This window comes from Nocardia violaceofusca NBRC 14427 (genome assembly GCF_963869435.1).
Lineage (GTDB): Bacteria > Actinomycetota > Actinomycetes > Mycobacteriales > Mycobacteriaceae > Nocardia > Nocardia aobensis.
In genome coordinates, this window is record NZ_CAWMPM010000030.1 from 56,348 (window position 1) to 79,862 (window position 23,515).

22 protein-coding genes are annotated in these 23,515 nt (G+C 69.0%); 13 read left to right on the forward strand and 9 right to left on the reverse strand.

Going from position 1 to position 23,515, the window contains the following annotated elements:
• Positions 1–18: 18 nt before the first annotated feature.
• From AC5592_RS23985 to AC5592_RS23995, 3 genes are read right to left on the reverse strand one after another with little or no spacing between them, the layout of a single operon-like run.
• Positions 19–1,188 carry an acyl-CoA dehydrogenase family protein gene (locus tag AC5592_RS23985; protein ID WP_036497532.1) on the reverse strand — a complete coding sequence of 390 codons (1,170 nt, stop codon included), beginning with the start codon at positions 1,186–1,188 and terminating at the stop codon, positions 19–21.
• Positions 1,173–2,342, reverse strand: coding sequence for an acyl-CoA dehydrogenase family protein (locus AC5592_RS23990; RefSeq protein WP_063065480.1), 1,170 nt, complete (start codon positions 2,340–2,342; stop codon positions 1,173–1,175). Before AC5592_RS23990 ends, AC5592_RS23985 begins: the two co-directional genes overlap by 16 nt.
• Positions 2,343–2,395: 53 nt before the next feature.
• The gene (locus AC5592_RS23995; protein WP_063065481.1) at positions 2,396–4,585 is read right to left on the reverse strand and encodes an acyl-CoA dehydrogenase family protein; all 2,190 of its coding nucleotides are present in this window, start codon (positions 4,583–4,585) and stop codon (positions 2,396–2,398) included.
• A 150-nt stretch (positions 4,586–4,735) separates the two neighbouring features.
• Between AC5592_RS23995 and kstR the strand changes: the two genes are divergently transcribed.
• The 5 genes from kstR (at position 4,736) to AC5592_RS24020 (ending at position 11,080) form a co-directional block, all read left to right on the forward strand.
• Positions 4,736–5,392, forward strand: a complete 657-nt coding sequence (gene kstR / locus AC5592_RS24000; RefSeq protein WP_036497527.1) for a cholesterol catabolism transcriptional regulator KstR — start codon at positions 4,736–4,738, stop codon at positions 5,390–5,392.
• Positions 5,393–5,559: 167 nt separating this feature from the next.
• The gene (gene otsB, locus AC5592_RS24005) at positions 5,560–8,133 is read left to right on the forward strand and encodes a trehalose-phosphatase (protein WP_036497525.1); all 2,574 of its coding nucleotides are present in this window, start codon (positions 5,560–5,562) and stop codon (positions 8,131–8,133) included.
• A gap of 180 nt (positions 8,134–8,313) precedes the next feature.
• Entirely contained in the window at positions 8,314–9,198 is an 885-nt protein-coding gene (locus AC5592_RS24010; protein ID WP_063065482.1) for a metal ABC transporter solute-binding protein, Zn/Mn family, read from the forward strand.
• Between the two features lie 11 nt (positions 9,199–9,209).
• Complete coding sequence (locus AC5592_RS24015; RefSeq protein ID WP_083870555.1) at positions 9,210–10,082, forward strand: metal ABC transporter ATP-binding protein; 873 nt, start codon at positions 9,210–9,212, stop codon at positions 10,080–10,082.
• Positions 10,079–11,080: a metal ABC transporter permease gene (locus AC5592_RS24020; RefSeq protein WP_083870554.1), complete on the forward strand. Its 1,002-nt coding sequence runs from the start codon at positions 10,079–10,081 to the stop codon at positions 11,078–11,080. The genes AC5592_RS24015 and AC5592_RS24020 overlap by 4 nt, the downstream gene beginning before the upstream one ends.
• A gap of 34 nt (positions 11,081–11,114) precedes the next feature.
• Here AC5592_RS24020 and AC5592_RS24025 read toward each other — a convergent pair whose 3' ends face one another.
• Positions 11,115–11,492, reverse strand: a complete 378-nt coding sequence (locus tag AC5592_RS24025; RefSeq protein WP_036497523.1) for a hypothetical protein — start codon at positions 11,490–11,492, stop codon at positions 11,115–11,117.
• A gap of 58 nt (positions 11,493–11,550) precedes the next feature.
• On the reverse strand, positions 11,551–12,471 hold the full coding sequence (locus tag AC5592_RS24030; protein WP_051024159.1) for an iron-sulfur binding domain-containing protein: 921 nt from the start codon (positions 12,469–12,471) through the stop codon (positions 11,551–11,553).
• Positions 12,472–12,569: 98 nt separating this feature from the next.
• On the opposite strand from AC5592_RS24030, the gene AC5592_RS24035 reads away from it, so the two are divergent.
• Together AC5592_RS24035 and AC5592_RS24040 are read left to right on the forward strand one after the other, a co-directional pair.
• Positions 12,570–13,193 carry a carbonic anhydrase gene (locus tag AC5592_RS24035; RefSeq protein WP_036497560.1) on the forward strand — a complete coding sequence of 208 codons (624 nt, stop codon included), beginning with the start codon at positions 12,570–12,572 and terminating at the stop codon, positions 13,191–13,193.
• Between the two features lie 148 nt (positions 13,194–13,341).
• Positions 13,342–13,995: a DUF4232 domain-containing protein gene (locus AC5592_RS24040; protein WP_036497521.1), complete on the forward strand. Its 654-nt coding sequence runs from the start codon at positions 13,342–13,344 to the stop codon at positions 13,993–13,995.
• Between the two features lie 60 nt (positions 13,996–14,055).
• Here the strand turns inward: AC5592_RS24040 and disA are convergent, their stop codons facing one another.
• The 3 genes from disA to AC5592_RS24055 form a co-directional block, all read right to left on the reverse strand.
• Positions 14,056–15,165: a DNA integrity scanning diadenylate cyclase DisA gene (disA, locus tag AC5592_RS24045; RefSeq protein WP_063065512.1), complete on the reverse strand. Its 1,110-nt coding sequence runs from the start codon at positions 15,163–15,165 to the stop codon at positions 14,056–14,058.
• Between the two features lie 101 nt (positions 15,166–15,266).
• The gene (gene radA, locus AC5592_RS24050) at positions 15,267–16,670 is read right to left on the reverse strand and encodes a DNA repair protein RadA (RefSeq protein ID WP_063065483.1); all 1,404 of its coding nucleotides are present in this window, start codon (positions 16,668–16,670) and stop codon (positions 15,267–15,269) included.
• A gap of 67 nt (positions 16,671–16,737) precedes the next feature.
• On the reverse strand, positions 16,738–17,463 hold the full coding sequence (locus AC5592_RS24055; RefSeq protein WP_063065484.1) for a copper chaperone PCu(A)C domain-containing protein: 726 nt from the start codon (positions 17,461–17,463) through the stop codon (positions 16,738–16,740).
• A 272-nt stretch (positions 17,464–17,735) separates the two neighbouring features.
• On the opposite strand from AC5592_RS24055, the gene carD reads away from it, so the two are divergent.
• From carD to AC5592_RS24085, 6 genes are all read left to right on the forward strand, one after another.
• Positions 17,736–18,224, forward strand: a complete 489-nt coding sequence (gene carD, locus AC5592_RS24060; protein WP_019931623.1) for an RNA polymerase-binding transcription factor CarD — start codon at positions 17,736–17,738, stop codon at positions 18,222–18,224.
• A gap of 10 nt (positions 18,225–18,234) precedes the next feature.
• Positions 18,235–18,966 carry a 2-C-methyl-D-erythritol 4-phosphate cytidylyltransferase gene (gene ispD, locus AC5592_RS24065; RefSeq protein ID WP_036497496.1) on the forward strand — a complete coding sequence of 244 codons (732 nt, stop codon included), beginning with the start codon at positions 18,235–18,237 and terminating at the stop codon, positions 18,964–18,966.
• Positions 18,967–18,980: 14 nt separating this feature from the next.
• The gene (gene ispF / locus AC5592_RS24070; protein WP_063065514.1) at positions 18,981–19,463 is read left to right on the forward strand and encodes a 2-C-methyl-D-erythritol 2,4-cyclodiphosphate synthase; all 483 of its coding nucleotides are present in this window, start codon (positions 18,981–18,983) and stop codon (positions 19,461–19,463) included.
• Positions 19,464–19,701: 238 nt separating this feature from the next.
• A complete protein-coding gene (cysS, locus tag AC5592_RS24075; protein WP_036497498.1) occupies positions 19,702–21,087 on the forward strand; it encodes a cysteine--tRNA ligase in 1,386 nt (461 codons plus the stop codon).
• A gap of 61 nt (positions 21,088–21,148) precedes the next feature.
• On the forward strand, positions 21,149–22,117 hold the full coding sequence (gene rlmB, locus AC5592_RS24080) for a 23S rRNA (guanosine(2251)-2'-O)-methyltransferase RlmB (protein ID WP_036497499.1): 969 nt from the start codon (positions 21,149–21,151) through the stop codon (positions 22,115–22,117).
• Positions 22,118–22,192: 75 nt separating this feature from the next.
• Positions 22,193–22,489, forward strand: coding sequence for a hypothetical protein (locus AC5592_RS24085; protein WP_036497501.1), 297 nt, complete (start codon positions 22,193–22,195; stop codon positions 22,487–22,489).
• 7 nt (positions 22,490–22,496) lie between these two features.
• Here AC5592_RS24085 and AC5592_RS24090 read toward each other — a convergent pair whose 3' ends face one another.
• Positions 22,497–23,327, reverse strand: coding sequence for an enoyl-CoA hydratase/isomerase family protein (locus AC5592_RS24090; protein ID WP_036497503.1), 831 nt, complete (start codon positions 23,325–23,327; stop codon positions 22,497–22,499).
• Between the last annotated feature and the right edge of the window lie 188 nt (positions 23,328–23,515).

Here is a 23,515-nt window from a genome sequence, read left to right on the forward strand (position 1 = left end):
TCCGACACGCGAAAACTCCTATCTCGGTACGCGGGGCAGGCGCAGGCCCATCTGCGCGATCAGTTCGCGCATGACCTCGTTGACGCCGCCACCGAAGGTCACGACCAGGTTCTGCTTGGTCCGCTTGTCCAGCCAGGTCATCAGTTCCGCGGTGTCCGGATCGGCCGGATCGCCGAAGCGAGCCACGATCTCCTCCGCCAGCCGGCCCGCCTCCTGCAGTGCCTCGGTGGAGAACACCTTGGTCGCCGAGGCATCGGCGATCACATCGCGCTGATCGGCGTCGGGGCGTTCCATATTCGAGGCGACCTGCCAGTTCAGCAGTTCGTTGACTCGCACCATGGCATGCAGGCGGCCCAGTGCGCGCCGCACTTCGGTCTCTTCCAGCACGCCGTGCCGCTGCGACCAATCGCGCACCCGCTCGTAGAGCTGTTCGATCTTGCCCGACGGGCCCAGGCTGACCCGCTCGTGATTGAGCTGGGTGGTGATCAGCTTCCAGCCGCCGTTCTCCTCCCCGACCAGCATTTCCGCCGGCACGCGGACGTTGTCGAAGTAGGTGGCGTTGGTGTGGTGCGCGCCGTCGGCGGTGATGATCGGCGTCCACGAGTAGCCCGGATCGGTGGTGTCCACGATCAGGATCGAAATGCCCTTGTGGCGGGACTCGACCGAACCGGTGCGCACCGCCAGCCAGACGAAATCGGCTTCGTGCGCGCCGGTGGTGAACACCTTCTGCCCGTTGACGATCCAGTCGCCGTTCGCATCCCGCACCGCCGAGGTCCGCAGTGCCGCCAGGTCGGTACCGGCGTCCGGCTCGGAATAGCCGATGGCGAAATGGATGTCGCCGGTGAGGATTCCGGGCAGGAACTTGCGTTTCTGCTCCTCGGTACCGAACGACTGCAGCGCCGGGCCGACGGTCAGCAGCGTCACCAGCGGGACCGGCACATCGGCGCGGACCGCCTCGTTGTAGAAGATCTGCTGTTCCAGCGGGCCGAAGCCCTGGCCGCCGTACTCCTTCGGCCAGCCCACGCCCAGCCACCCGTCGCGGCCCATTCGCTTGACCACCGCCCGGTAGGCGTCCCCGTGGCGGTTCACCGCCATCTCGGCCTCCTCCTCCGGAGTGACGAGATCGGCGAAGTAGGCGCGTAATTCGTCGCGCAGCTTGTGCTGTTCAGCGGTCAGATCGATGTACATCTGGCTCCCAACCGGTCCAGCCGGAACGACGCACCGCCGAGCCAGCGGGCGATGTCCTTGGCTTGTGAGTAGTAGCGGTGCAGCGGGTGAGTCACATCGACGCCGATACCGCCGTGCAGGTGATGGCACCGCTGCATGGCCGCCGGCAGCTCGGAGGCCACACAGAACGCCAGCACATCGAGGTCGTCGTCGACACGTGCAGTGTCCTTGGCGCCGCCTCCGGCGTCGCGGGTCGCAGCCCCCGGAGGCTCGGTCCTTCCCTTCTCCGCTCCTCCGCTTCGCTCCCCCGCTCCGTCAGTCCAGGCCCGAGCCGGGCTGCGACCTACATACTGCGCCAGCGACCAGTTCGCGGATGTCGCGGCCACCTGCAGGGTGCGCGAGACCACGTACACGTCCGCGATTTCCTGTGCGACGGCCTGGAATTCGGCCAGCGGGCGGCCGAACTGCTGCCGGGTCCGCAGATGTTCCGAGGTCAGCGCCAGCACACCTTTGAGCAGGCCGTCGGCGACCGCGCCGAGGGTTGCCAGGGCGATGCGGTGCAGGTCCTCCAGCGGAATATCCAGCAGCTGCGCCGCCGGAATCACCGTGTCCTCGAAGGACACCGAGAATTCCGGCGCGCCGGTGGAACTCGGGCTCTCGGTGCGGGTGATGCCCTTCGCGTCACCGTCGACGACCGCGATTCCGCGCTCGGTCGGCACCAGAATCCACTGGGCCTGCTCCGCGTACGGCACCGCGATCTTGCGGCCGGTGATCCGTACCGAATCGCCGTCGGCCACCGCCTTCGTCCGCGGTTCGGCGACGAACGGGGCGCCCGGCTCGTGCAGTGCCGCGGTCAGGATCGCGCCCTTGGCGACGGCGGGAAAAACCTTGGCCGCCAAGTCGTCTCCGGCATGGCCGACCAGCGGCAGCACGCCGAACCCGAGGGTCGACAGCGCCGGCACCGCCACCGCGTCGGTCGCGAGTTCGGTCAGCAGGGTCGAGACCTCGAGCAGTCCCATCCCGTCGCCGCCGTGCTGTTCCGGCAGCGGCAGCGCCAGCAGCCCGCTGTCGACCAGCGCGGGCCACAGCGCGAGATCACGCGCGCTGTCGTGTTCGAGCAGGCTCACGACGACTTCGGCGACCGCGTCCTGACTCTCGTCTCTGGTGAAGTCCAATTCTTTTGCTCCCTGTCGGATGTGGGCTGCTCTGGCGGCCCGGCCCTGCGATATCAGCCCTTCGATTCGCGCGGCAGCCCGAGAATCCGCTCACCGGCGACGGTCAGCAGGATCTGTTCGGTGCCGCCGGCGATCGACAGACAGCGCGTGAGCAGGAATTCCTTCACCACGCCGGTGTCCAGCGCACCGGCTGTTCCGGCCAGCTCGGCCGCGAATTCGGCCACCGCCTGCCGGTGCCGGACGCCGACCAGTTTGCGGACGCTGCTCTCCGCGGCGGGGTCACCGCCGGACAGCAACTTCTTGGCCGCGCGCGCCTCCAGCAACGTGCCGGCCACCGATTCGGCGATCAGCGCGCCGAGGCGATCGGCGACCACCTCGGCACCCGGGCCCGCGGTGGGAGCGGCCGCGATCACGGCCTCCAGCTCCTCACCGATTCCCTTGCCGCCCATGGCCACTCGCTCGGCCGAAAGCGTGGAGCGGGCGATCCGCCAGCCGTTGCCGAGCTCACCCACCAGACAGTCGTCGGGGACGAACACGTCATCGAGGAAGACCTCGTTGAAGCGCGCCTCGCCGGTGATCTCGACCAGCGGCCGGATCTCGAGCCCCGGGCTCTTCATGTCGACCAGGAAGTAGCTGATGCCCTTGTGCTTGGGCGCGGCGGAATCGGTGCGCGCCAAACAGATTCCCCACGTGGCACGGTCGGCGAGCGAGGTCCACACCTTCTGGCCCCGCAGCTTCCAGCCGCCCTCGACCCGCTCGGCGACGGTGCGCAGCGCCGCCAGATCGGAGCCCGCGCCCGGCTCCGAGAACAGCTGGCACCAGATCACCTCACCGGTGAGCGTCGGTGGGGCGAAGCGCTCGATCTGCTCGGGCGTACCCCATTGCAGCAGGGTGGGAATCGCCCAGTTCGCGATGACGAGGTCGGGTAGTTCGATTCCGGCCTTGCGGATCTGGTCCTCGATCAGGCTGCGCTGAATCGGCCCGGCGTCGCGGCCGTAGGGGGCCGGCCAGTGGCAGGCCAGCAAACCGGCGTCGGCCAATGCGGCACGCTGCTCCGCGGCGGGCAGTGCGGCGATCCGGGTCAGGTCGGCGGCCAGCACCGTCGCCTCGGCGGCATCCACACCGGCTGCCTCCCAGGCGGTTCCGCCTTCGGCGTCACCGAGGTCGATCGATACCGTGCGGCGTACCCCGGCCTGCGTCAGCTTCGCCACCTCGGCGCGCCAGTGCGCCGAACCGCCCAGCAACGCCCGCAGCGCGGTCGCGCGCCGCAGATACAGGTGCGCGTCGTGCTCCCAGGTGAAGCCGATACCGCCCAGCACCTGGATGCAGTCCTTGGCGTTCTCCACGGCGGCGTCCAGCGCGATCGTCATCGCGACGGCGGCGGCCAATCGCAATTCGCGCCCACCGGAATCGCTCGCATCAGCCGCCGCGGCTATCGCCGGATCAGCCGCTGCCGCAGCGTCTGCGGCCACGGCGCGGGTCTGTTCGGTGCGGCACAGCATCCAGGCGCAGATGTGCTTGATCGCCTGGAATTCGCCGATCTTGCGCCCGAACTGCTCCCGGACCTTGGCGTAGTCGACCGCCGTCTCCAGGCACCAGCCCGCGATCCCCGCGGCCTCCGCCGCGATCAGCGCGGCCACGAGATCGCCGACCGCGTACGGCGGTTCGAAGACGTGGTCGGCGGGCACCGCGACGTTCGCGCAGGTCACGCGGGCCAGCGGAGTACTGGGGTCCAGGGGCTCGAGCGCCTCGACCGTCACGCCCGGGGTGCCCGCGGGCAGCAGGCACCACAGTTCGCGGTCGCCGGAGCGTACCGGCAGCAACAGCGCGGTCTGCTCGTCGGCGCCGAGCACGGTCTCCCAGGTACCGGTCACCTCCGGCGCGTCGGTTGCGTTGTGCGACAGCACAACAGCCTGGCCCAGGGCGATACCGCAGGGCGTATCCTCGTCGAGGGTGTCGCCGGCAACGAGGCCGGCCAGCGCGGTAGCCGTCACCGGTCCGCCCACGAGATCATGCGCCGCCTGCTCGATCAGCACGGCCAGATCGCTCACGCAGCCGCCCGCGCCGCCGGCCTCCTCGGGGACCGCGACGCGGAAGACGCCGAGGCCCACCAGGCCCGGCCAGAATTCACGCCAGTACCCGGGCGCGCCAGTGCGCATTGTTGCAATCGGGTGCACCGCTGCGGCCCATCCGCGCATCGACTCCTGGACGGCTTTATGCTCGTCAGTGGTGGCGATGGTCACACTCCATACCGCCTTTCCGGCGTGACTCCCACACCTAGAACATGTTCTAATGTGACGGTCGGGCGTAAGTCAAGGGGCGTCCGTCGCCGCCGCTGAACTACGCTCGTCGGCCACCGGAACCGACGTGCGTGCAGGAAAGGACTTTCACGAATGGCCAGTCCCTCCCGAGAGCAGGCAGCCGACTCGGGTGCGCAGAACGGAGCCCGCAATCGCGCGACGGTCAGCACCCTGAGCGAGGACGAGCTGAGCTCGGCGGCCCAGCGCGAGCGGCGCAAACGAATTCTCGACGCCACCCTCGCGCTCGCCTCCAAGGGCGGTTACGACGCGGTGCAGATGCGCGCGGTCGCCGAACGCGCCGACGTCGCCGTCGGCACGCTGTATCGATACTTTCCCTCGAAGGTGCATCTGCTGGTCTCGGCGCTGGCCCGGGAATTCGAGCAGTTCGACAGCAGACGCAAGCCGCTGGCCGGGCAGACCCCGCAGGAACGCATGCACGTGATGCTGACCCAGGTCACCCGGGCCATGCAGCGCGATCCACTGCTCACCGAGGCCATGACGCGGGCGTTCATGTTCGCCGACGCCTCCGCGGCCGCCGAGGTCGACCGGGTCGGCAAGGTGATGGACCGCTTCTTCGCGCGTGCCGTGAACGAGGGCGAGCCCACCGAACGCGATCTGGCCATCGCCCGGGTGATCAGCGACGTGTGGTTGTCGAATCTGGTGGCGTGGCTCACCCGGCGCGCCTCGGCGACCGATGTGGCCGAGCGTCTCGACCTGACCGTCGACCTGTTGCTGGGCGAGAAGTCCTGAGCGCGCGGCAGGAAGCGAATTGCCGGACAATGTAGGTCCGGGCGTTCGAAACCTGCCTGGCGAGCTCGTGTAAACAGCACGTATCACTGCGCCAACACGCGGGCAAACCTGACCCAGTAAAGTTTCTCGCGCCCTGAAAAATCTCCTCCGATCACTAGGTTGGATGCGTGAGCGCACAGGATCTGCCACACGAACTTCGCCGTGCCTTGTCGGCCGTAGCCCGCGTGCCGCGGCTATTGGTCGCTTCGGACTACGACGGGACAATCGCGCCCATAGTCTCCGATCCGGCAAAGGCCTATCCCCATCGGGAATCGGTGAGCGCATTGCGTGCGCTCGCCGGCCTGACGACCACCACCGCGGCCGTCATCTCCGGCCGCGCGCTGCGAGATCTCGCGGCGCTTTCCCGGCTTCCCGTCGAGGTGCAGTTGATCGGAAGCCACGGCTCGGAATTCGATGTCGGCTTCGTGCACGCCATCGACAACGACGCCAAGCAACTGCTGACCGAGGTGCGCCACGCCCTGGCCGCCATCGCCGACGACAATCCCGGCGTCACCGTCGAAGCCAAACCGGCCAGCATCGCGCTGCATGTGCGCAATGCCACTCCCGAGGTGGGCCGTCGCGCGCTGCAGCAGGCCCGGCAGGGCCCGGCGAGCTGGGTCGGCATCCAGGTCACCGAGGGCAAGGCGGTCATCGAACTGGCCGTCATCCAGACCGACAAGGGCGCCGCTCTCGACATCATCCGCCATCAGGAGGGCGCCTCCGCGGCGGTCTTCTTCGGTGACGACGTCACCGACGAGAAGGCCTTCGCGCGGCTGTCGGGTCCGGATATCGGCATCAAGGTGGGCGACGGCGACAGCCTGGCCGAATACCGGGTGCCCAGCACCGAGGAGGTCGCCAAGGCCTTGGCGTTCCTGCTCGAGGAACGCCGCACCTGGCTGGCGGGGGCGTCCGCGCCGCGCATCGAGCGGCTGACCATGCTGGCTTCCCCGCGCTCCAAGGCGCTGCTCACCCCGGACGGGACCGTCAGCTGGTTCTGCCATCCCGAACCGGATTCGGCGGCGGTCTTCGCCCACCTGCTGGGCGGCCCGGCGGCCGGACATTTCACCATCGCCCCCGAGCGTCAGAGTCTGCCGCTGTCACAGCGCTACGTCGACGGCACGATGACCGTCGAAACCCGTTGGTCCAGTTTGAAGATCGTCGACTACCTGCCGCACGACGTCGCACTGGAACGCACCGATCTGACTCGTGTGATCACCGGGGACGCGCGTGCGGTGGTCACCTTCGCACCCCGCCCCGAATTCGGGCAGGTGCCGGTGACGCTGGTCCGCGAACCGGCGGGCCTGCGCGTGCACGGCACCAACGATCCGATCGTGCTGCGCTCCCCCGGCGTGCAGTGGGAGATCTCCGAGGAGGGCATCCACCACGTCGCCCGCGCGGTGGTCGATCCCTCGCAGGGACCGATCGTGCTCGAAATGCGCTGCGGCACCTCCGATCTCGCCCCGGCGATGGTCAGCGAGGCGGACCGGCGCAACGAGGCCGAGCGGTACTGGCGCGATTGGGCCTCCGATCTGAACCTGCCGCCGCTCAAGCCCGATCTGATGAAGCGTTCGGCACTGACGCTGCGCGGACTGGTGCATGCTCCGTCCGGGTCGATTCTGGCCGCGGCCACCACCTCGCTGCCCGAGGACATCGGCGGCGTCCGCAACTGGGACTACCGCTACTGCTGGCTGCGCGACGCCTCGCTCACCGCGCACGCGCTGGTCACCCTGGGCTCGCTGTCGGAGGCCGAGGATTTCCTGGCCTGGACGCACCGCGTGCTCGAGACCCTGGCCGGACCGGAACGCCTGCACCCCCTGTACACGCTCTACGGCGAGACGCTGCCTCCGGAGGCCGTGCTGGACCAGCTGCCCGGTTACGCGGGCTCGCGGCCGGTGCGCGTGGGCAACGCGGCGAATATGCAGGTCCAGCTGGATGTCTTCGGCCCGATCGTGGATCTGATCGCGGCCCTGGCCGAGGCACGCGAGGGCAAGGGCATTCTCGACCCGGCCAAGGCGCTGCCGGACCGCGACTGGGAACTGGTGCAGGCCATGGTCTCGGCCGTGCAGCGACGCTGGCGCGAACCCGACCACGGCATCTGGGAGATCCGCGGCAACCCGCGTCACCACGTGTATTCGAAGGTGATGGGCTGGCTGACCGTCGACCGGGCGCTGAAACTGGCCGAGCGGTTCGACCGCGGCATCGATCCGGTGTGGGTCGAACTGCGCGAGACCATCGCAGACGAGGTCAAGGCCAAGGGCTGGAACGAACAGGTGCAGTCCTATACGGCCGCCTACGACGGCACCGATCTGGACGCCGCGACCCTGCACATCGGCCTCAGCGGTCTGATCGAGCCGTCGGATCCGCGCTTCGCGGCCACGGTCGTCGCCACCGAGGCCGAGCTGCGCAGCGGCTCGACGGTGTACCGCTACCACCACGACGACGGCCTGCCCGGCGGCGAGGGCGGTTTCCACCTGTGTGCCGCCTGGCTGGTGGAGGCCTACCTGCTGATCGGCAAGCGTGAGGACGCCGAGGCGCTGTTCGCCCAGCTGGTGGATGTCGCCGGCCCGACCGGACTGCTCAGCGAGGAGTACGACCCGGTCGCCGAACGCTCCCTGGGCAACCACCCGCAGGCCTACAGCCATCTCGGTCTGCTGCGCTGCGCTCAGTTGCTGAGCCAGCCGGTCGCGGCGATGGTGCAGTAGCTCCAGCTCGCCGGATACCCGTTCCAGGGCCCGCGGTCGCTCGGATCGAGCGCTCGCGGGCCCTGTTCGTGGTGCGGTTCACATCCCGGTCGGTCCGATCGATGGGGTCCGGGCTGGACACATACGCTACATTTAAATGGAAATCGTTTCCGTTAAGAGCTCGTGTGCAGGAGTACCCGCGTGATCAGAAGTTTCGCCGCTCGAATCGCTGTCGTCACGCTGGGAATCACCACCGCGGTCACGCTGGCCGCCTGCTCGGGAACCTCCGCGGATTCGGGGAAGCCGAAGATCGTCGCCTCCACCGACGTGTGGGGCAGCGTCGCGGCCGCGGTCGGCGGTCCCGATGTCGAGGTGAAGTCGATCATCGACAGCCCGAACGTGGACCCGCACTCCTACGAGACCAGTCCGACCGATGCCGCCGCGATCCGCGACGCCGCGCTGGTCGTCTACAACGGCGGGCACTACGACGAGTTCGCCGAGAAGGCGGCCGCGGGCCGTGGCAAACCCAGCATCGCCGCCTTCGACCTGCGTTCGGCGCCGAACGACGAGAACGAACACGTCTGGTACGACATGAAGACGGTCGACGCGGTGGCCGGGCGGATCGCCGACGAACTCGGCCGCATCGATCCCGGGCACCGGCAGGCGTTCGCCGACCGCGCCGCGGCGCTGCGCGGGCAGCTGGCGGGCGTCACCGCGATCACCGCGAAAATCGCTGCCGCGCATCCGAAGTCGCCGGTGCTGCAGACCGAGCCGCTCGCACACTACCTGCTCGCCGCCGCCGATACCGACGACCGCACCCCGCATCCCTTCGAGGAAGCGATCGAACAGGGCACCGATCCGTCCCCGGCGGATCTGGCGGCGGTACGAGACCTGTTGACCGGCAAGCAGGTTCGAGCGCTGGTCTACAACATCCAGACCGAGGACAAGACCACGAAGGACGTCGCCGCGACCGCGAAATCCGCGGGCGTGCCGATTGTCGAGGTCACCGAAACCCTCCCGGCGAACACCGATTTCGTGACGTGGCAGACCGGCAACGCGACGGCGCTGGCCGGCGCGCTCGGCTGAGGGAGACAGTGATGACGGGGCACACCCGAACCGAGGCGCCCGAGCAGGCCCCGGCGAAGGCATCGCATATCGCCGCCCCCGCGGTATCGCTGCGGGGAGCGAGCCTGGCGTTCGGGCCGCGCACACTCTGGCAGGGCCTCGATCTCGATATCGCGCCCGGCGAATTCGTCGCGGTGCTGGGGCCCAACGGATCCGGTAAGACCTCGCTGCTGCGGATGCTGCTGGGACAGCTCGCGCCCAGTGCGGGCACGGTCGAGGTGAGTGGGGCGCCCGCGCGGCTGGGGAATCCGAGGATCGGTTATGTGCCGCAACAGAAGACGATCGACGCCGGCGTGCAGTTGCGCGGCGTCGATCTCGTCGGGCTGGGCGTGGACGGGCATCGCTGGGGCCTGGGCTGGCGCGGCCGGGGCGAACGCCGCCGCCGCGTCGCCGACGCCCTCGCACAGGTCGGTGCCGAACATTTCGCGAACGCGCCGCTGGAATCGCTGTCCGGCGGGGAACAGCAGCGGCTGCGGGTGGCGCAGGCGCTGGCCGGTGATCCGCGCGTGCTGCTGTGCGATGAACCGCTGCTGAGCCTGGATCTGGCGAATCAGCGGCTGGTGTCCGAACTCATCGATCGCCGCCGCCGCACCCACGACACCGCGGTGCTGTTCGTGACGCACGAGATCAATCCGATTCTGCCGCTGGTGGATCGGGTGCTGTATCTGGTGGAGGGCAAGTTCCGGATCGGCACCCCGGACGAGGTGATGACCTCGGAGGTGCTGTCGGAGCTCTACGGCACCGAGGTCGACGTACTGCGCGTGCGCGGCCGGCTGGTGGTCGTCGGCACCGGTGACGAGATCGATGCGCTGGGCACGCACCACACCGAGGGAGCCGGCGAATGAACGACAAACTTTCCGATGTCCTCACCAAGATGCTGGATCTGCACACCACCGCCGACCTGCTGTCCTACGACTTCGTGCAGCAGGCCGTGCTCGCGGCCGCCCTGCTGGGACTGCTCGCCGGCGTGATCGGACCGCTCATCGTGAACCGGCAGATGTCGTTCGCCGTGCACGGCACCAGCGAACTGTCGCTCACCGGTGCGGCGGCGGCGCTGCTGGTCGGCATCGGCGTGGGCGCCGGGGCGATCGCGGGTTCGGTGATCGCGGCCGTCATGTTCGGGCTGCTGGGTTCCAAGGCGCGCGAACGTGATTCGGTGATCGCGGTGGTGATGTCGTTCGGGCTCGGCCTGTCGGTGCTGTTCCTCTGGCTGGGGCCCAGTCGCGCCGGATCGAAATTCTCCCTGCTCACCGGACAGGTGGTCAGTGTCGGCGGCACCGGACTCACCTCGCTCGCGCTGTGCACCATCGGCGTGCTGGCGGTGCTCGCGTTCATCTATCGCCCCTTGCTTTTCGCCAGCACCGACCCGGAAGTGGCCGTGGCGCGCGGGGTTCCGGTGCGCGCGCTCTCGGTGGTGTTCGCGGTGCTGCTCGGCGTGACCGCCGCCTTCGGGGTGCAGATCGTCGGCGCCCTGCTGGTGTTGTCGCTGCTGATCACCCCCGCCGCGGCCGCCGCTCAGCTCACCGCGAGCCCGCTACGGGCGACACTGCTGTCGGTGCTGTTCGCCGAAATCGCCGCGGTCGGCGGAATTCTGCTGTCGCTGGCCCCCGGCGTCCCGGTCTCGACCTTCATCACGACCATCTCGTTCGTGATCTACCTGGTCTGCCGGTTCATCGGCCGCCCGATCCTGCGGGCCCGCCGGCGCACGGCCCTGCGGACGCCGGGCACTGCCGAGTCACGAGTGGGCGGCGTGTCGGATCCGGCTCCGCGGATCGACGCCTCGAACGACCCGGATTCGCTACGCGGCCGAGCGGAGGACGTGCAGCTGCCGGTCCGCGGGTGAGATCCAGCGGTCGTCATCGGCCGCCCGTCTCGGGTCAGCTCGGCCAGCAGGACTGCCCGCCCGGCCCGGACAGCAGAATGACCAGGACGAAGCCGCCCATCATGGGCACGACCCCGAGGCCGCTCGCGACGACGACGAGATTGCGGTTGATGTCGTGTCGACGGGACCACAGGCGGATCAGCACGAGAACTCCGAGGGCCAGCATCACAGCGGCGCCGGTGATCTGGAACGTCTGCGCGGCGCGGAACGCCGCGTCCCGGGCGGCAGCGTCACCGTGCACCGGGTCGCAGTAATCACCGACTCCCTGCGTGAAGAACGAGTAGCCGCCCAGAAAGATGAACGGGCCCAACACTGCCGAGGCGAGCGCGTACATCCAGGCGAGGACGAAGGGTCGGTCGAGCAGAAGTTTCATCGGCCGAACTGTAAGTTCCCGCCGATGCTGGGAACGCTCGGGCCGATCCGCCCGCGTCTCAGTTCGCGCCGCTCTCACCGGCGAGCGCGAACAGCCCGTCGGCGGTCTGCTCGATCAAGCCGTCGACGAGCAGGGAATCCAGGGCCCGATCGCGCTGGCCCGGATCGCGGGTCCAGGCCAGGTCGAGAGCCACTCGTTCGACCGGTCCGGTCGCCGCGCGCAGCACGTCGAGGAGGCGGCCGCGAGCCTGCCGGTCCGTGCCGTCGTACTTCTGGGTGCGACGCACCACGTCCGAGGCCGGGCGACCGGAGGTGACCCACGTGCAGCGCGGCAGCGGACAGCGCTCGCAGTCGGGATTGCGCGCGGTGCAGACGGTGGCTCCCAGTTCCATCAACGCCGCGGAGAAGACCGCCGCCCGGTCGATCCGGACCGGCAGCAGGGCCTCGGTTTCGGCCAGATCGCGGGTGCGCGGGTTCCCGGCCTCGGCCCGGCCGTGCACCGCCCGGGCAACCACACGGCGAACGTTGGTGTCCACCACCGGAACTCGCTGCCCGTAGGCGAAGCAGGCCACCGCCCGAGCCGTATAGGCGCCGATGCCGGGGAGGGTGAGCAGCACCTCGACATCGTCGGGCACCACGTCGCCGTATTCGGCGGCGAGCACCCGCGCGCATTCGTGCAACCGCAGGGCGCGACGCGGATAGCCGAGCTTGCCCCACGCGCGCAGCACCTCGCCGGGCGAGGCGGCGGCCATGGCCGAGGGCACCGGCCAGCGCCGCACCCATTCCCGCCAGATCGGCTCCACCCGCACCACGGGCGTCTGCTGCAGCATGATCTCGCTCATCAGGATCTGCCAGGCGCTCACTCCGGGGCGCCGCCACGGCAGGTCCCGGGCCGACTGCTCGTACCAGTCGATCAGGACGTCGCTGTCCACGCCCGCGGCCGGGTCACGGGTGGCCTCGGTCGCCGTCTTCGAGCTCACGACATCACCGCCGCGCGAGCCCGCCGGTGATCCGAAATTTGCCCATGTGTAGCCGAACGGACTCGCCGGTAGCCCTCAAGCCATGGAAAATGGGACGCATGCCTCATACCAACCCGATCAGTGCCTGGAAGTCTCTCCGCGAGGGTAACGACAGGTTCGTCAACGGCACACTGCAGCACCCCAGCCAGGGCGCCGCCGACCGCGCCAAACTCGTCGGCGGGCAGCAGCCCCGGGCCATCCTGTTCGGGTGCGGCGACTCCCGGGTCGCCGCCGAGATCATCTTCGACCAGGGCCTCGGCGATATGTTCGTGGTTCGGACCGCCGGCCACGTCGTCGACGAGTCGGTGCTGGGTTCGATCGAATACGGCGTCGAAATCCTCAACGTGCCGCTGATCGTCGTCCTCGGGCACGACAGTTGCGGCGCGGTTCGCGCGACCATCGACGCACTAGACGACGGCAACGTGCCCGGCGGATTCATCCGCAGCGTGGTCGAGCGCGTGACGCCGTCCATCCTGACCGGCCGCCGCGACGGACTCACCGAGGTCGACGAACTCGAGGCCCGCCACGTGCAGGAGACCGCGCGCTTGCTCACCGATCGCTCGAAGATCGTGTCCGATCGGGTCGCGAGCGGGCAGTGCGCCATCGCCTGTGTGAACTACAAGCTTGCCGACGGCCGCGCGCTGCTGCACAAGGTGATCGGCGATATCGGCGAAACGGTCTGAACCACAACGGTTCTCACACGGTGACCGCCGGGTGACGGCGCCGTCGCGGAAGACGGCGCGAAAATGTACCCGGCGTCACCGCCATTTCGGCGCCGACACGCCGCGTACCTGAGCGGAACGGCACGATCGTGCCCTTACCGTTGTTGCCGTGCTGGAACCGAATGGACCGCTGCCGCCGGAGATCTACTGGCGTCGCCGCCTGCTCGCCATCGGCGCGCTGATCGTCGCGCTCGCTCTGGTCATCTGGCTGGCGTTGATGTTGCTGCGCAGCGGCGGGGGCGACAAGGACCCCAAGGCCGCGGCGGCGACCTCCACCTCCGCCAAGGCGGCCGGGTCCACCACCGCCGATCCCAGCGGTTCGAAGGTTCCGGCCTCGGGCACCGTCAATTCGACGGCCAGCGGCGTCCCGGCCCCGTGTCCGGATCAGTCGCTGGCGGTGAAGGTGACCGTCGGCCAGCCGACCTACAAGGCCGGTGATCAGCCGGTGATCACCATCGTGCTGACCAACATCTCGACCGCGGCCTGCAGCCGGGATATGGGTTCGGGGCTGCAGCAGGTGTGGGTGCAGTCGCTGGACGGCCAGCGCAAGCTGTGGTCGAACACCGACTGCGATCAGGGCGGTCCGGCCGATGTGCGCACGCTCAACGGCGGCCAGCAGGCGGCGTTCACCCTCACCTGGTCGGGTACCACCTCGCAGCCGGGTTGTGCGGGCGATCGCGTTCCGGTGCCGGCCGGCGGATACGCGGTGGTGGCGCAGTTCGGTTCCGTGCGCAGCGCACCGGAGACCTTCAACATCGCCTGACACGAGGCTCGAATCCGGCCGCGCCCGAACCGGTTCAGACGGTGCCGGATTCCGTCCGGTTCAGACGGTGCCGGATTCCGTCGATCGGACCGCACCGGACTCCGACAGCCGGGACAGGCCCTCGCGGATCTGGCGGGCCAGATGCGCATCGATGCCGTCGACGCCCTCGATCTCCGACGCACTCGCCGATACCAGGCCCGACAGCGAGCCGAAGGCGGCGATCACGGGTTCGGCGCGGCGCAGCGGCACCCGCGGGATCTCGGCGAGCACCCGGTATCCGCGCGGGCCCACGGCGGTGTCGAGAGCTTCGAACGTCGCCGGAAAACCCAGGGCCGGTGCGAGATTGGTGAGTTCGAGCAGATCCACCTCGAGCAGCCCGTCGAGGGCGGCCAGGGTGCGGTCGACCATCGCGTCGTCGACCGGTTCACTGCGGATGTAGTCGCGGACCAGCAGGCGGCGCAGGGCCTCGGTGTTGCCGACGAGTTCGGCCAGTTGCAGCGCCAGCTGGCGGCCGTCGACGCCGAGTTCGGCCACGTCGGAACTGATTTCGCGCGCGACGCGGCGGACCAGTTCCAGGCAGTGCACCACCGACAGCACATCGCGCACCGTCGCGCAGTCGTTCAGTTCCACCAGTGACAGCTGCCGGGTGGTCTCATCCAGCCGGGAGCGGTAGCGCTCCAGCGTCGCCATCGCCTGATTGGCTCGCGACAGGATGGTCTCGGAGGTCTGGATCGGATGCCGGTGCCCGTTGAGATAGACCGTGACGATGCCCGTCGAGCGGCTCACCGACACCACCGGATAGCCGGTCTGCGCGGCGGTGCGCTCGGCCGCCTTGTGCCGGGTGCCGGATTCGGTGGTCGGCAGGCCGGGGTCGGGCACCAGATGGACATTGGCGCGGCGGATGCGTGCACCGTCGGTCGAAAGCACCACGGCGCCATCCATTTTCGACAGCTCACGCAGCCGGGTCGGCGAGAATTCGACATCGAGTTCGAATCCGCCGTCGCAGATTCGTTCCAGCTCCTCGTCGTAGCCGAGCACGATCAGCCCGCCGGTGCGGGCGCGCAGAATCCGGTCGATACCGTCGCGCAGTTCGGTCCCCGGCACCAGCCGGGCGATGGTGGTGCTCAGACCGGGATCGTCGTCGGCCCGGACCGCCTCCGCCGCGGGCATCGCCTCCGCCGCATCCGCCGCGACCGGCACATCCGCTGGGCTCATGAACCTGCCGCGCGGCGCGGGACGGCCGAGCAGGTGGGTCACCCAACGGCCCGGGATCATTCCACAGCCTCCACACGCTCGCGTCGTCGCTTCGACAAACCACTCGAGGCGAGTGCCGCACGAACACTCGCGACCTCGTGCACCTTCATTCCGATGCCGGACAGGTCGGTCCCCGGCGGTACCAACGCCTCCGTGAAACCTAGCCGCTCGGCTTCGCGCAATCTGCGCCCGACCCCCGTGACACGCCGGACCTCCCCGGCGAGACCGACCTCGCCCAGCACCACCATGCCCGCGCGCAGCGGGATATCGCGTTCGGCGCCGGTGATCGCGACCGCGACGGCCAGATCGGCGGCGGGTTCGGTCAATCGCATCCCGCCGACCGTGGCGGCATACACGTCGTGCTTGCCCAGATACACACCGCAGCGGCTCTGCAGCACCGCGAGCACCATCGACACACGGTTGTAGTCCAGACCGCTGACCGCCCGCCGCGGCGCGGGTACCTGGGTGGATACGGTCAACCCCTGCACCTCGCCGAGCAGCGGCCGCTTACCGTCCATCGCGACGGTGATCGCGGTCCCGGGAACCTGATCCGCGCGGTGATGCAGGAACAGCCCGGACGGATCGCTCACCCCGACGATGCCGTCGTCGTGCAGTTCGAAACAGCCCACCTCGTCGGCACTGCCGAAGCGGTTCTTGATACCGCGCACCATGCGCAGGGTGGAGTGTTTGTCGCCCTCGAACTGCAACACCACGTCCACCAGGTGTTCGAGGGTGCGCGGCCCGGCGACATTGCCGTCCTTGGTGACGTGGCCGACCAGCAGCACCGCGATCCCGCTCGCCTTGGCCAGGGAGGTCAGGGCCGCGGTCACCGCCCGTACCTGGGTGACACCGCCGATCACCCCGTCCGCGTCGGCGGCCAGCATGGTCTGCACCGAATCGACCACCAGCAGTGTCGGCCGGACCTGATCGACATGGCCGAGAATCGTGGCGAGATCGGATTCTGCTGCGAGATAGACCCTTTCGTGCACGGCCCCGGTCCGGTCGGCGCGCAGCCGGACCTGTCCGGCGGACTCCTCGGCGGTGACGTAGAGCGCGCGCTCGTCGCGTTGCCGGGCCCAGCGGTGGGCGACCTCGAGCAACAGCGTCGACTTGCCGACGCCCGGTTCACCCGAGAGCAGCACCACCGATCCCGGCACCACCCCGCCGCCGAGGACGCGGTCCAGTTCCGCGACACCGGTGGGCCGGGCGCGGGTGACCTTCGAATCGATGGTCGAGATGGGCGCCGCGGCCGTCGAGGGCAGCAGCGCCCGGCGCCCGGCGGCATGCGTTCCCGCAGCGGCGCCGGCCGTCACCACCTCGTCGACGGTCCCCCATTCGTTGCACCCCGGGCAGCGCCCCACCCATTTGGCAACCTCGTTCCCGCATGCCGAGCAGCGGTACACCGATTTCACCTTGGCCACGTGCGCAGCCTAGAGAGAGGGGCCGACACGGGCCGGTATACCGGGGCGGGATGCGCGCAGGCGCGGCTCAGTGGCCGCCGTGCTCGGCGACCGTCGCGCCCTCGTGCCGCGGGGTGTCCGGGCCGGCGTCGACGGGCACCTGCACCTGCACGGTGCCGGCGTTCTTGAAGTTGAAGGTCACGCCGTAGGTGAGGCCGGGCACGATGTCCTTGGACAGCCCGGTGACCTCGACCAGGATCGGATGCGCGTTCGGGTCGGCCGGCTGATCGGGCGTTCCGGCACCCTCCTGGCGCGGCGACGCGCTGTGCTCCGGCGTGGGGGTCGCGGCCGAGCTGGTGGGCTGCGCGGGAGCGGAGGTCGGCGTCGAGTTCTCGCCCGCCTGGGCCGCCTTGGCCGCTTCCGGGCTCGCGGCGACGACCGTCTGCCCCGGGACCAGCTCCGGCGTGGCCGGGGTGATCTTCACCTGGCCGAGGTCGGTGGTGATGCTGACCAGTTGGTCGGTCTTGGACGAACCCTCGTTGATCGCACTGAACGCGACGACGGACTTGCCGCCCTTGGCATTGGTGTACTCCTCCGACTGCGGCAGCAGGATGCGCACGTCACGCAGCGCCACATCGCCGACGGTGGCCGCGGCGCCGTTGACGGCGGGCACCTGGCCCGCGGTCTGCGAGATCTGACCGGCACCGCATCCGGACAACGCCAGCGCCGCACCGGTGGCCAGCGCGGCAACAGCGATTGCGCGCCGCGACACCTTGGTCACATTCGACGCTGTGGTGGCTTTCAGGGCAGTCACGGGTTGTCCTCCATGTCGACCGGCTCACTCCACGATGGAGAGTAGTAGTAGGCAGCGTAGTAGTTCGCGGGGTGGTCGGTGTGGACCGGTCCGGTGTAATGTTCCGCGGCGACCCGCGAGCCGCGTATCCCCTTCTGCCGCAACAAGATGCATACGCATCGCGATCTGTCAAGCCCCAAGGTCCGCCTGTTGTGCCCCCTGACCTGCGCCGTTGATCGCGGCGTTATCGAGTCGCATGTTAAACTGTGAACATCGAAAGGGGCACGGGACACATGATTTTTAAGGTCGGAGACACCGTCGTTTACCCCCACCACGGAGCGGCGCTGATCGAAGCAATCGAGACTCGCACCATCAAGGGTGTTCAGAAAGAGTATCTGGTCCTGAAGGTCGCCCAAGGCGATCTCACCGTTCGGGTTCCCGCAGAGAACGCGGAGTACGTCGGCGTCCGCGACGTCGTCGGCCAGGAAGGTCTCGACCGAGTCTTCCAGGTGCTACGCGCTCCGCACACGGAGGAGCCGACGAACTGGTCTCGGCGGTACAAGGCCAACCTCGAGAAGCTCGCCTCCGGCGATGTGAACAAGGTGGCCGAGGTCGTCCGCGACCTGTGGCGTCGGGAGCAGGACCGCGGCCTGTCCGCCGGCGAGAAGCGGATGCTGGCCAAGGCCCGGCAGATCCTGGTCGGTGAGCTCGCGCTCGCCGAGGGCACCGACGACGTCAAGGCCGAGACCCTGCTCGACGAGGTTCTCGCCGCGGCTTCCTGACCGCATCGCCTTGACGCTCAACTCCCGCCGCGTTGTGGCATTGGTTCCTGCCGCCGGCCGGGGCGTTCGCCTGGGTGAATCGACACCCAAGGCGTTCGTCCCGGTCGGCGGCAGTCCCATGCTCGTACACGCAGTAGACGGTCTGATCGCGTCCGGGGTCGTCGACCGCATCGTGATCATGGTGCCCATCGAGATGATCGATGCGGCCCGGGAACTGCTCGCCGCCCGTGCCCACGCGGCCAGCCCGATACCGGTCGACGTGGTGGCCGGCGGCGTGGAACGCACCGACTCGGTCCGTGCCGGCCTGGCCGCCGCACCGGAAGCCACCCATGTCCTCGTGCACGACGCGGCCCGCGCCCTGACGCCGCCGTCGCTGATCGCGCGGGTCGTGGACGCGCTGGACGCCGGTCACCGCGCCGTCGTTCCCGGCATACCGGTGGCCGACACCATCAAAACCGTCGATGCGGTCGGCGACGTCACCGGTACACCCGACCGTTCGGGGCTGCGGGCCATTCAAACTCCCCAGGGCTTCGATACCGCGCTGCTGCGCGAGGCGTACGCGCTGGACCTGCCCGCCACCGACGACGCGGGCCTCGTGGAGGCCTCGGGCGCGACCGTCTCGGTGGTCCCGGGCGATCCGCTGGCCTTCAAGATCACCGGCCCACTCGATCTGAAACTCGCGAACGCGCTGGTAGCGGACGCTGCGCTCCCCGCGACGACCGGAGCGGCGGTGACCGGATGACCGATCTCACCGCGCTGCGCACCGGCATCGGCAGCGATGTGCATCCCATCGAACCCGGCCGGCCCTGCTGGATGGCCGGACTGCTGTTCGAGGGCGACGACGGCTGCTCCGGACATTCCGACGGCGATGTGGCCGCCCACGCTCTGTGCGACGCGCTGCTCTCGGCCGCCTGCCTGGGCGACGTCGGCGCGGTCTTCGGCACCGGACGGCCCGAATGGGAAGGCGTATCCGGCGCCGCGATGCTGACCGAGGTGCGGCGATTGCTCGGCGAATCCGGATATCGGATCCTCAACGCGACGGTACAGATCATCGGTAATCGCCCCAAGATCGGGCCGCGACGCGCCGAAGCGCAAAAAATACTCGGCGAATTGCTCGACGCACCGGTTTCGGTATCGGGTACGACTTCCGACGGTCTGGGACTCACCGGACGCGGTGAGGGCATCGCCGCGGTGGCGACCGCATTACTCGTGCACGACGGGCGATGTAGTACCGCATAACCGCAGTCGGCGATCCATCGCGGATTTACTGCTCGCGTCGATCGACCGCAGCGGACTCGGCGCCGACCGCCGTATTCGCACTCGCGCCTTCGGCCGCACCGCTCGGCTCGAAACTCGCTCCGGAAACATGCCCCGGCGAATCCTTTCCGGACCCGCGGTGCCATCGCATTCGATGGACCGTGGACCATAGGAGGGGCCCACCCATACCGTTGTTCAACAAGCCTTAGGATGGCTGGTCGTGACTCTGCGCCTGTTCGACACCGCGACGCGGACCCTGCGGGATTTCACCCCGCTGGTCCCTGGACGTGCGTCGGTGTACCTGTGTGGCGCCACCGTGCAGGGCGAACCTCATATCGGGCACGTCCGCAGCGGCGTCGCCTTCGACGTGCTGCGCCGCTGGCTCACCGCGAACGGCTACGACGTGGCCTTCGTGCGAAATGTCACCGACATCGAAGACAAGATCCTCACCAAGGCCGCCGCCGCGGGCCGCCCGTGGTGGGAATGGGCCGCGACCCACGAGCGCGCCTTCGACCGCGCCTACGAGGCGCTCGGGGTACTGCCGCCGTCGGTGGAACCGCGGGCCACCGGACACATCACCCAGATGGTCGAGATGATGCAGCGGCTCATCGACCGCGGGCACGCCTACGCGTCGAGCGGCAACGTGTATTTCGATGTGCGCAGTTATCCGGAATACGGTGCGCTCTCCGGGCACAAACTCGAGGATGTGCAGCAGGGCGAGAGCGCCGGCGAGGGTAAACGCGATCCGCGCGATTTCACGCTGTGGAAGGCCGCCAAACCGGGCGAGCCGACCTGGCCGTCGCCGTGGGGTCCCGGGCGCCCGGGCTGGCATCTGGAATGCTCGGCGATGGCCGAGTTCTACCTCGGCCCCGAATTCGATATCCACTGCGGTGGTATGGACCTCGTTTTCCCGCACCACGAGAACGAAATCGCCCAATCCCGTGCTGCCGGAGACGGATTCGCACAGTATTGGCTGCACAACGGCTGGGTGACGCTCGGCGGCGAGAAGATGTCGAAATCGCTCGGCAACACGCTCTCGGTGCCGAATATTCTCACCCAGGTGCGGCCCGTGGAATTGCGGTTCTATTTGGGCAGTGCGCATTACGCGTCGATGCTCGAATATTCCGAGCAGGCGCTGCGCGATGCCGCGCAGACCTATCAGCGACTCGAGGCATTCGTACAGCGCACCGTCGAGCGGGTGGGTGAGGTCGCGGTCGGGAAATGGACCGATGCCTTCGCCGAGGCGCTCGACGACAATCTCGCGATCCCGAAGGCACTGGCCGAAATTCATCGCGTGGTGCACGAGGGCAATCGAGCGCTGGAAGCGGGCGCGGGCGAATCGGCGCGCGAGGCCGCCGGACAGGTGCGGGCGATGCTCGGAATCCTGGGTGTCGATCCGCTGGATCCGCACTGGGCCGGCCCGAAGGACACCTCGGCGGCCGAATCCGCACTCGACATCCTGGTGCGGGCCGAACTCGAGCGCCGCCAGCGGGCCCGCAGCGAAAAGGATTGGGCCACCGCCGACGCCGTGCGCGATCGGCTCGGTGCGGCCGGAATCGAAGTCGTCGACACTGCCGGCGGCTCGGATTGGTCGCTGGCCAAATGATTCAACCGGCGAAGCCTGCTGATCGGGTGCGGGTGTCGCGACCGACACGAAAGGCATACTGATGGCAGGAAATTCGCAGCGACGAGGTGCGATCCGCAAGGGCGGCACCAAGAAGGGCGCGGTCGTCGGCAGCGGCGGTAAGCGCCGCCGCGGGCTCGAGGGCCGCGGCGCCACCCCGCCCGCCACCATGCGCAAGAACCACCCGGCCTCGAAACGCGCTGCGGTGGCGGCGAAAGCGGCCAAGGCGACGCAGGGCCAGAACCGCGCCCGGCCCGGCACCCGCAAGGGCGACGACGGACCGGAGTTGGTGCTGGGCCGCAACCCGGTGGTGGAGTGTCTGCGCGCGGAGGTTCCGGCCACCGCGCTGTATGTCGCGCTGGGTACCGAGAACGACGACCGCCTGACCGAATCCGTGCAGCGCGCCGCCGACGCCGGAATCTCCATCCTGGAGGTGTCGCGCACCGATCTGGATCGGATGAGCGCCAACGGTTTACATCAGGGCATGGCCCTGCAGGTGCCGCCGTACCGCTACGCCCATCCGGAGGATCTGCTGGACAGTGCGCGCGCGTCCGGGACCGCGCCGCTGCTGGTGGCGCTGGACAACATCTCCGACCCCCGCAACCTGGGCGCGGTGATCCGTTCCGTCGCCGCGTTCGGTGGCCACGGCGTGGTGATTCCCCAGCGCCGCAGCGCGAGTGTCACGGCGGTCGCCTGGCGCACCAGCGCCGGCGCCGCGGCCCGGCTGCCGGTGGCGCGCGCGACCAATCTGACTCGCACACTGAAGGATTGGGCCAAGGCCGGTCTGCAGGTGGTCGGCCTCGACGCCGGCGGCGACACCGTCCTCGACGACTTCGACGGCACCACACCGACCGTCGTGGTCGTCGGCTCGGAAGGTAAGGGCCTGTCGCGCTTGGTCCGCGAAACCTGCGACACCATCATCAGCATCCCGATGGCCGGGCCGGTGGAGTCGCTCAACGCCTCGGTGGCGGCGGGCGTCGTGCTCTCCGACATCGCCCGGCAACGTCGCTGAGCAGGGCCGGAAACTCCCAAGATGCCCGTCTACCAAGCTTTTCGGGTCGGCACGCCGTAAACTCGCACGGTGGCCATGAATCAACCCGACTACTGGGGATCGCTGCCTGAGCCGCCGACCGGCAACCCGGTCGAACACCCCCATGCGACGACGGTGCTGATCCTGGGTGTGCTGAGCCTATTGTGTTGCGGCGCACTGGGTCCGGTGGCGTGGGTGATGGGCAAACGGGCGCTCGACCAGATCGAGATGTCCGGCGGCACCATCGGCGGCCGCTCGCAGGTGGTGGTCGGCTATGTGGTCGGCATCGTCGGCACGGTACTGATGGTGCTGTACGCGTGCGTCTTTCTGATGATGCTCATCGGCGGGCGCTGACCGTCCGCTAGGCCGGTTCCTCGGTGGTGCCGTCGAGCCCCGGACGTTCGCCCGGCGACGACAACTCGCCCGCGGGCCATTCGGCGCTGATACTGCCCTTCCACTGCGGCTGGCGGCGGTCGCGAAACGCCGCCATCCCCTCGGCCGCGTCCACGCTCTTGCCGACGAAGCCGTGCAGTTCGGATTCCAGCCGGCCGACCGCCTCGGGGCTCATTCCGAGGCCCTCCCACAGCAGCCGCTTGGTCAGTGCCGTCGGCAGCGGCGCCGAACCGGCCGCCAGGTCGTGGGCCACGGCCAGGGCGGTCGGCAACACCTCGCCGGCCTGCAGACTGCTGTTGGCCACGCCCATCTGGCGCGCTTCCTCACCGTCGAACGTGCGACCGGTCAGCATGATGTCGGCCGCATTGGCCATCCCCGCCAGACGCGGCAGTGTCCAGTGCGCGTAACCGTCGGCCATCGCGCCGCGACGCACCTGGTTCAGCCCGTATACGGCGTCGGTCGCCATGTATCGCAGATCGCACTGCAGTGCCAGCGACAGCCCGATGCCCACGGCATGCCCGTTCACGGCCGCGATCACCGGCTTGCGGATCTGCCACGGCGGCGGATCGATCGTGCCGCGCACGTCACCGACGCGGGCGGACAGATCGGCGCCCGCGCAGAACGCGGGCGGAGTCCCGGTGATCACCACCGCGCGGATAGCGTCCTCGGTATCGCAGCGCCGCAGCGCGGTTCCGAGCTCCGCCGCCATCGTGGGCGTCATGGCGTTCTGCTGCGCGGGACGATTGAGCGTGAGTACGGCGACACCGGCGGACACATCGACCTGCAGTTCCGAACTCATGCGACACAATCCTAGGTTTGGGTGATCTTTCCCGCCCACCTTACTTGCTGTGTTATTGGCCTTCGCTTCGCTTCGGCGGGGTCTCGGCCCCCTGGGCCTCGATTTTTCACTCCTCCGCTCAGTCGCTGCGCTCCATCGCTCCGTCGCTGCAAAATCGAGGCGGGCCGAGACCCACCAGAGTGAACGGC

Excerpts from the sequence above, each read along its gene's own strand:
- AC5592_RS24015 (WP_083870555.1), top strand. The coding sequence starts at position 9,210 with ATGACGGGGCACACCCGAACCGAGGCGCCCGAGCAGGCCCCGGCGAAG.
- disA (WP_063065512.1), bottom strand. The coding sequence starts at position 15,165 with ATGCCCGCGGCGGAGGCGGTCCGGGCCGACGACGATCCCGGTCTGAGC.
- AC5592_RS24085 (WP_036497501.1), top strand. The coding sequence starts at position 22,193 with ATGAATCAACCCGACTACTGGGGATCGCTGCCTGAGCCGCCGACCGGC.
- AC5592_RS24035 (WP_036497560.1), top strand. The coding sequence starts at position 12,570 with ATGCCTCATACCAACCCGATCAGTGCCTGGAAGTCTCTCCGCGAGGGT.
- AC5592_RS23985 (WP_036497532.1), bottom strand. The coding sequence starts at position 1,188 with ATGTACATCGATCTGACCGCTGAACAGCACAAGCTGCGCGACGAATTA.
- AC5592_RS24090 (WP_036497503.1), bottom strand. The coding sequence starts at position 23,327 with ATGAGTTCGGAACTGCAGGTCGATGTGTCCGCCGGTGTCGCCGTACTC.
- rlmB (WP_036497499.1), top strand. The coding sequence starts at position 21,149 with ATGGCAGGAAATTCGCAGCGACGAGGTGCGATCCGCAAGGGCGGCACC.
- carD (WP_019931623.1), top strand. The coding sequence starts at position 17,736 with ATGATTTTTAAGGTCGGAGACACCGTCGTTTACCCCCACCACGGAGCG.
- kstR (WP_036497527.1), top strand. The coding sequence starts at position 4,736 with ATGGCCAGTCCCTCCCGAGAGCAGGCAGCCGACTCGGGTGCGCAGAAC.
- AC5592_RS24025 (WP_036497523.1), bottom strand. The coding sequence starts at position 11,492 with ATGAAACTTCTGCTCGACCGACCCTTCGTCCTCGCCTGGATGTACGCG.
- AC5592_RS24020 (WP_083870554.1), top strand. The coding sequence starts at position 10,079 with ATGAACGACAAACTTTCCGATGTCCTCACCAAGATGCTGGATCTGCAC.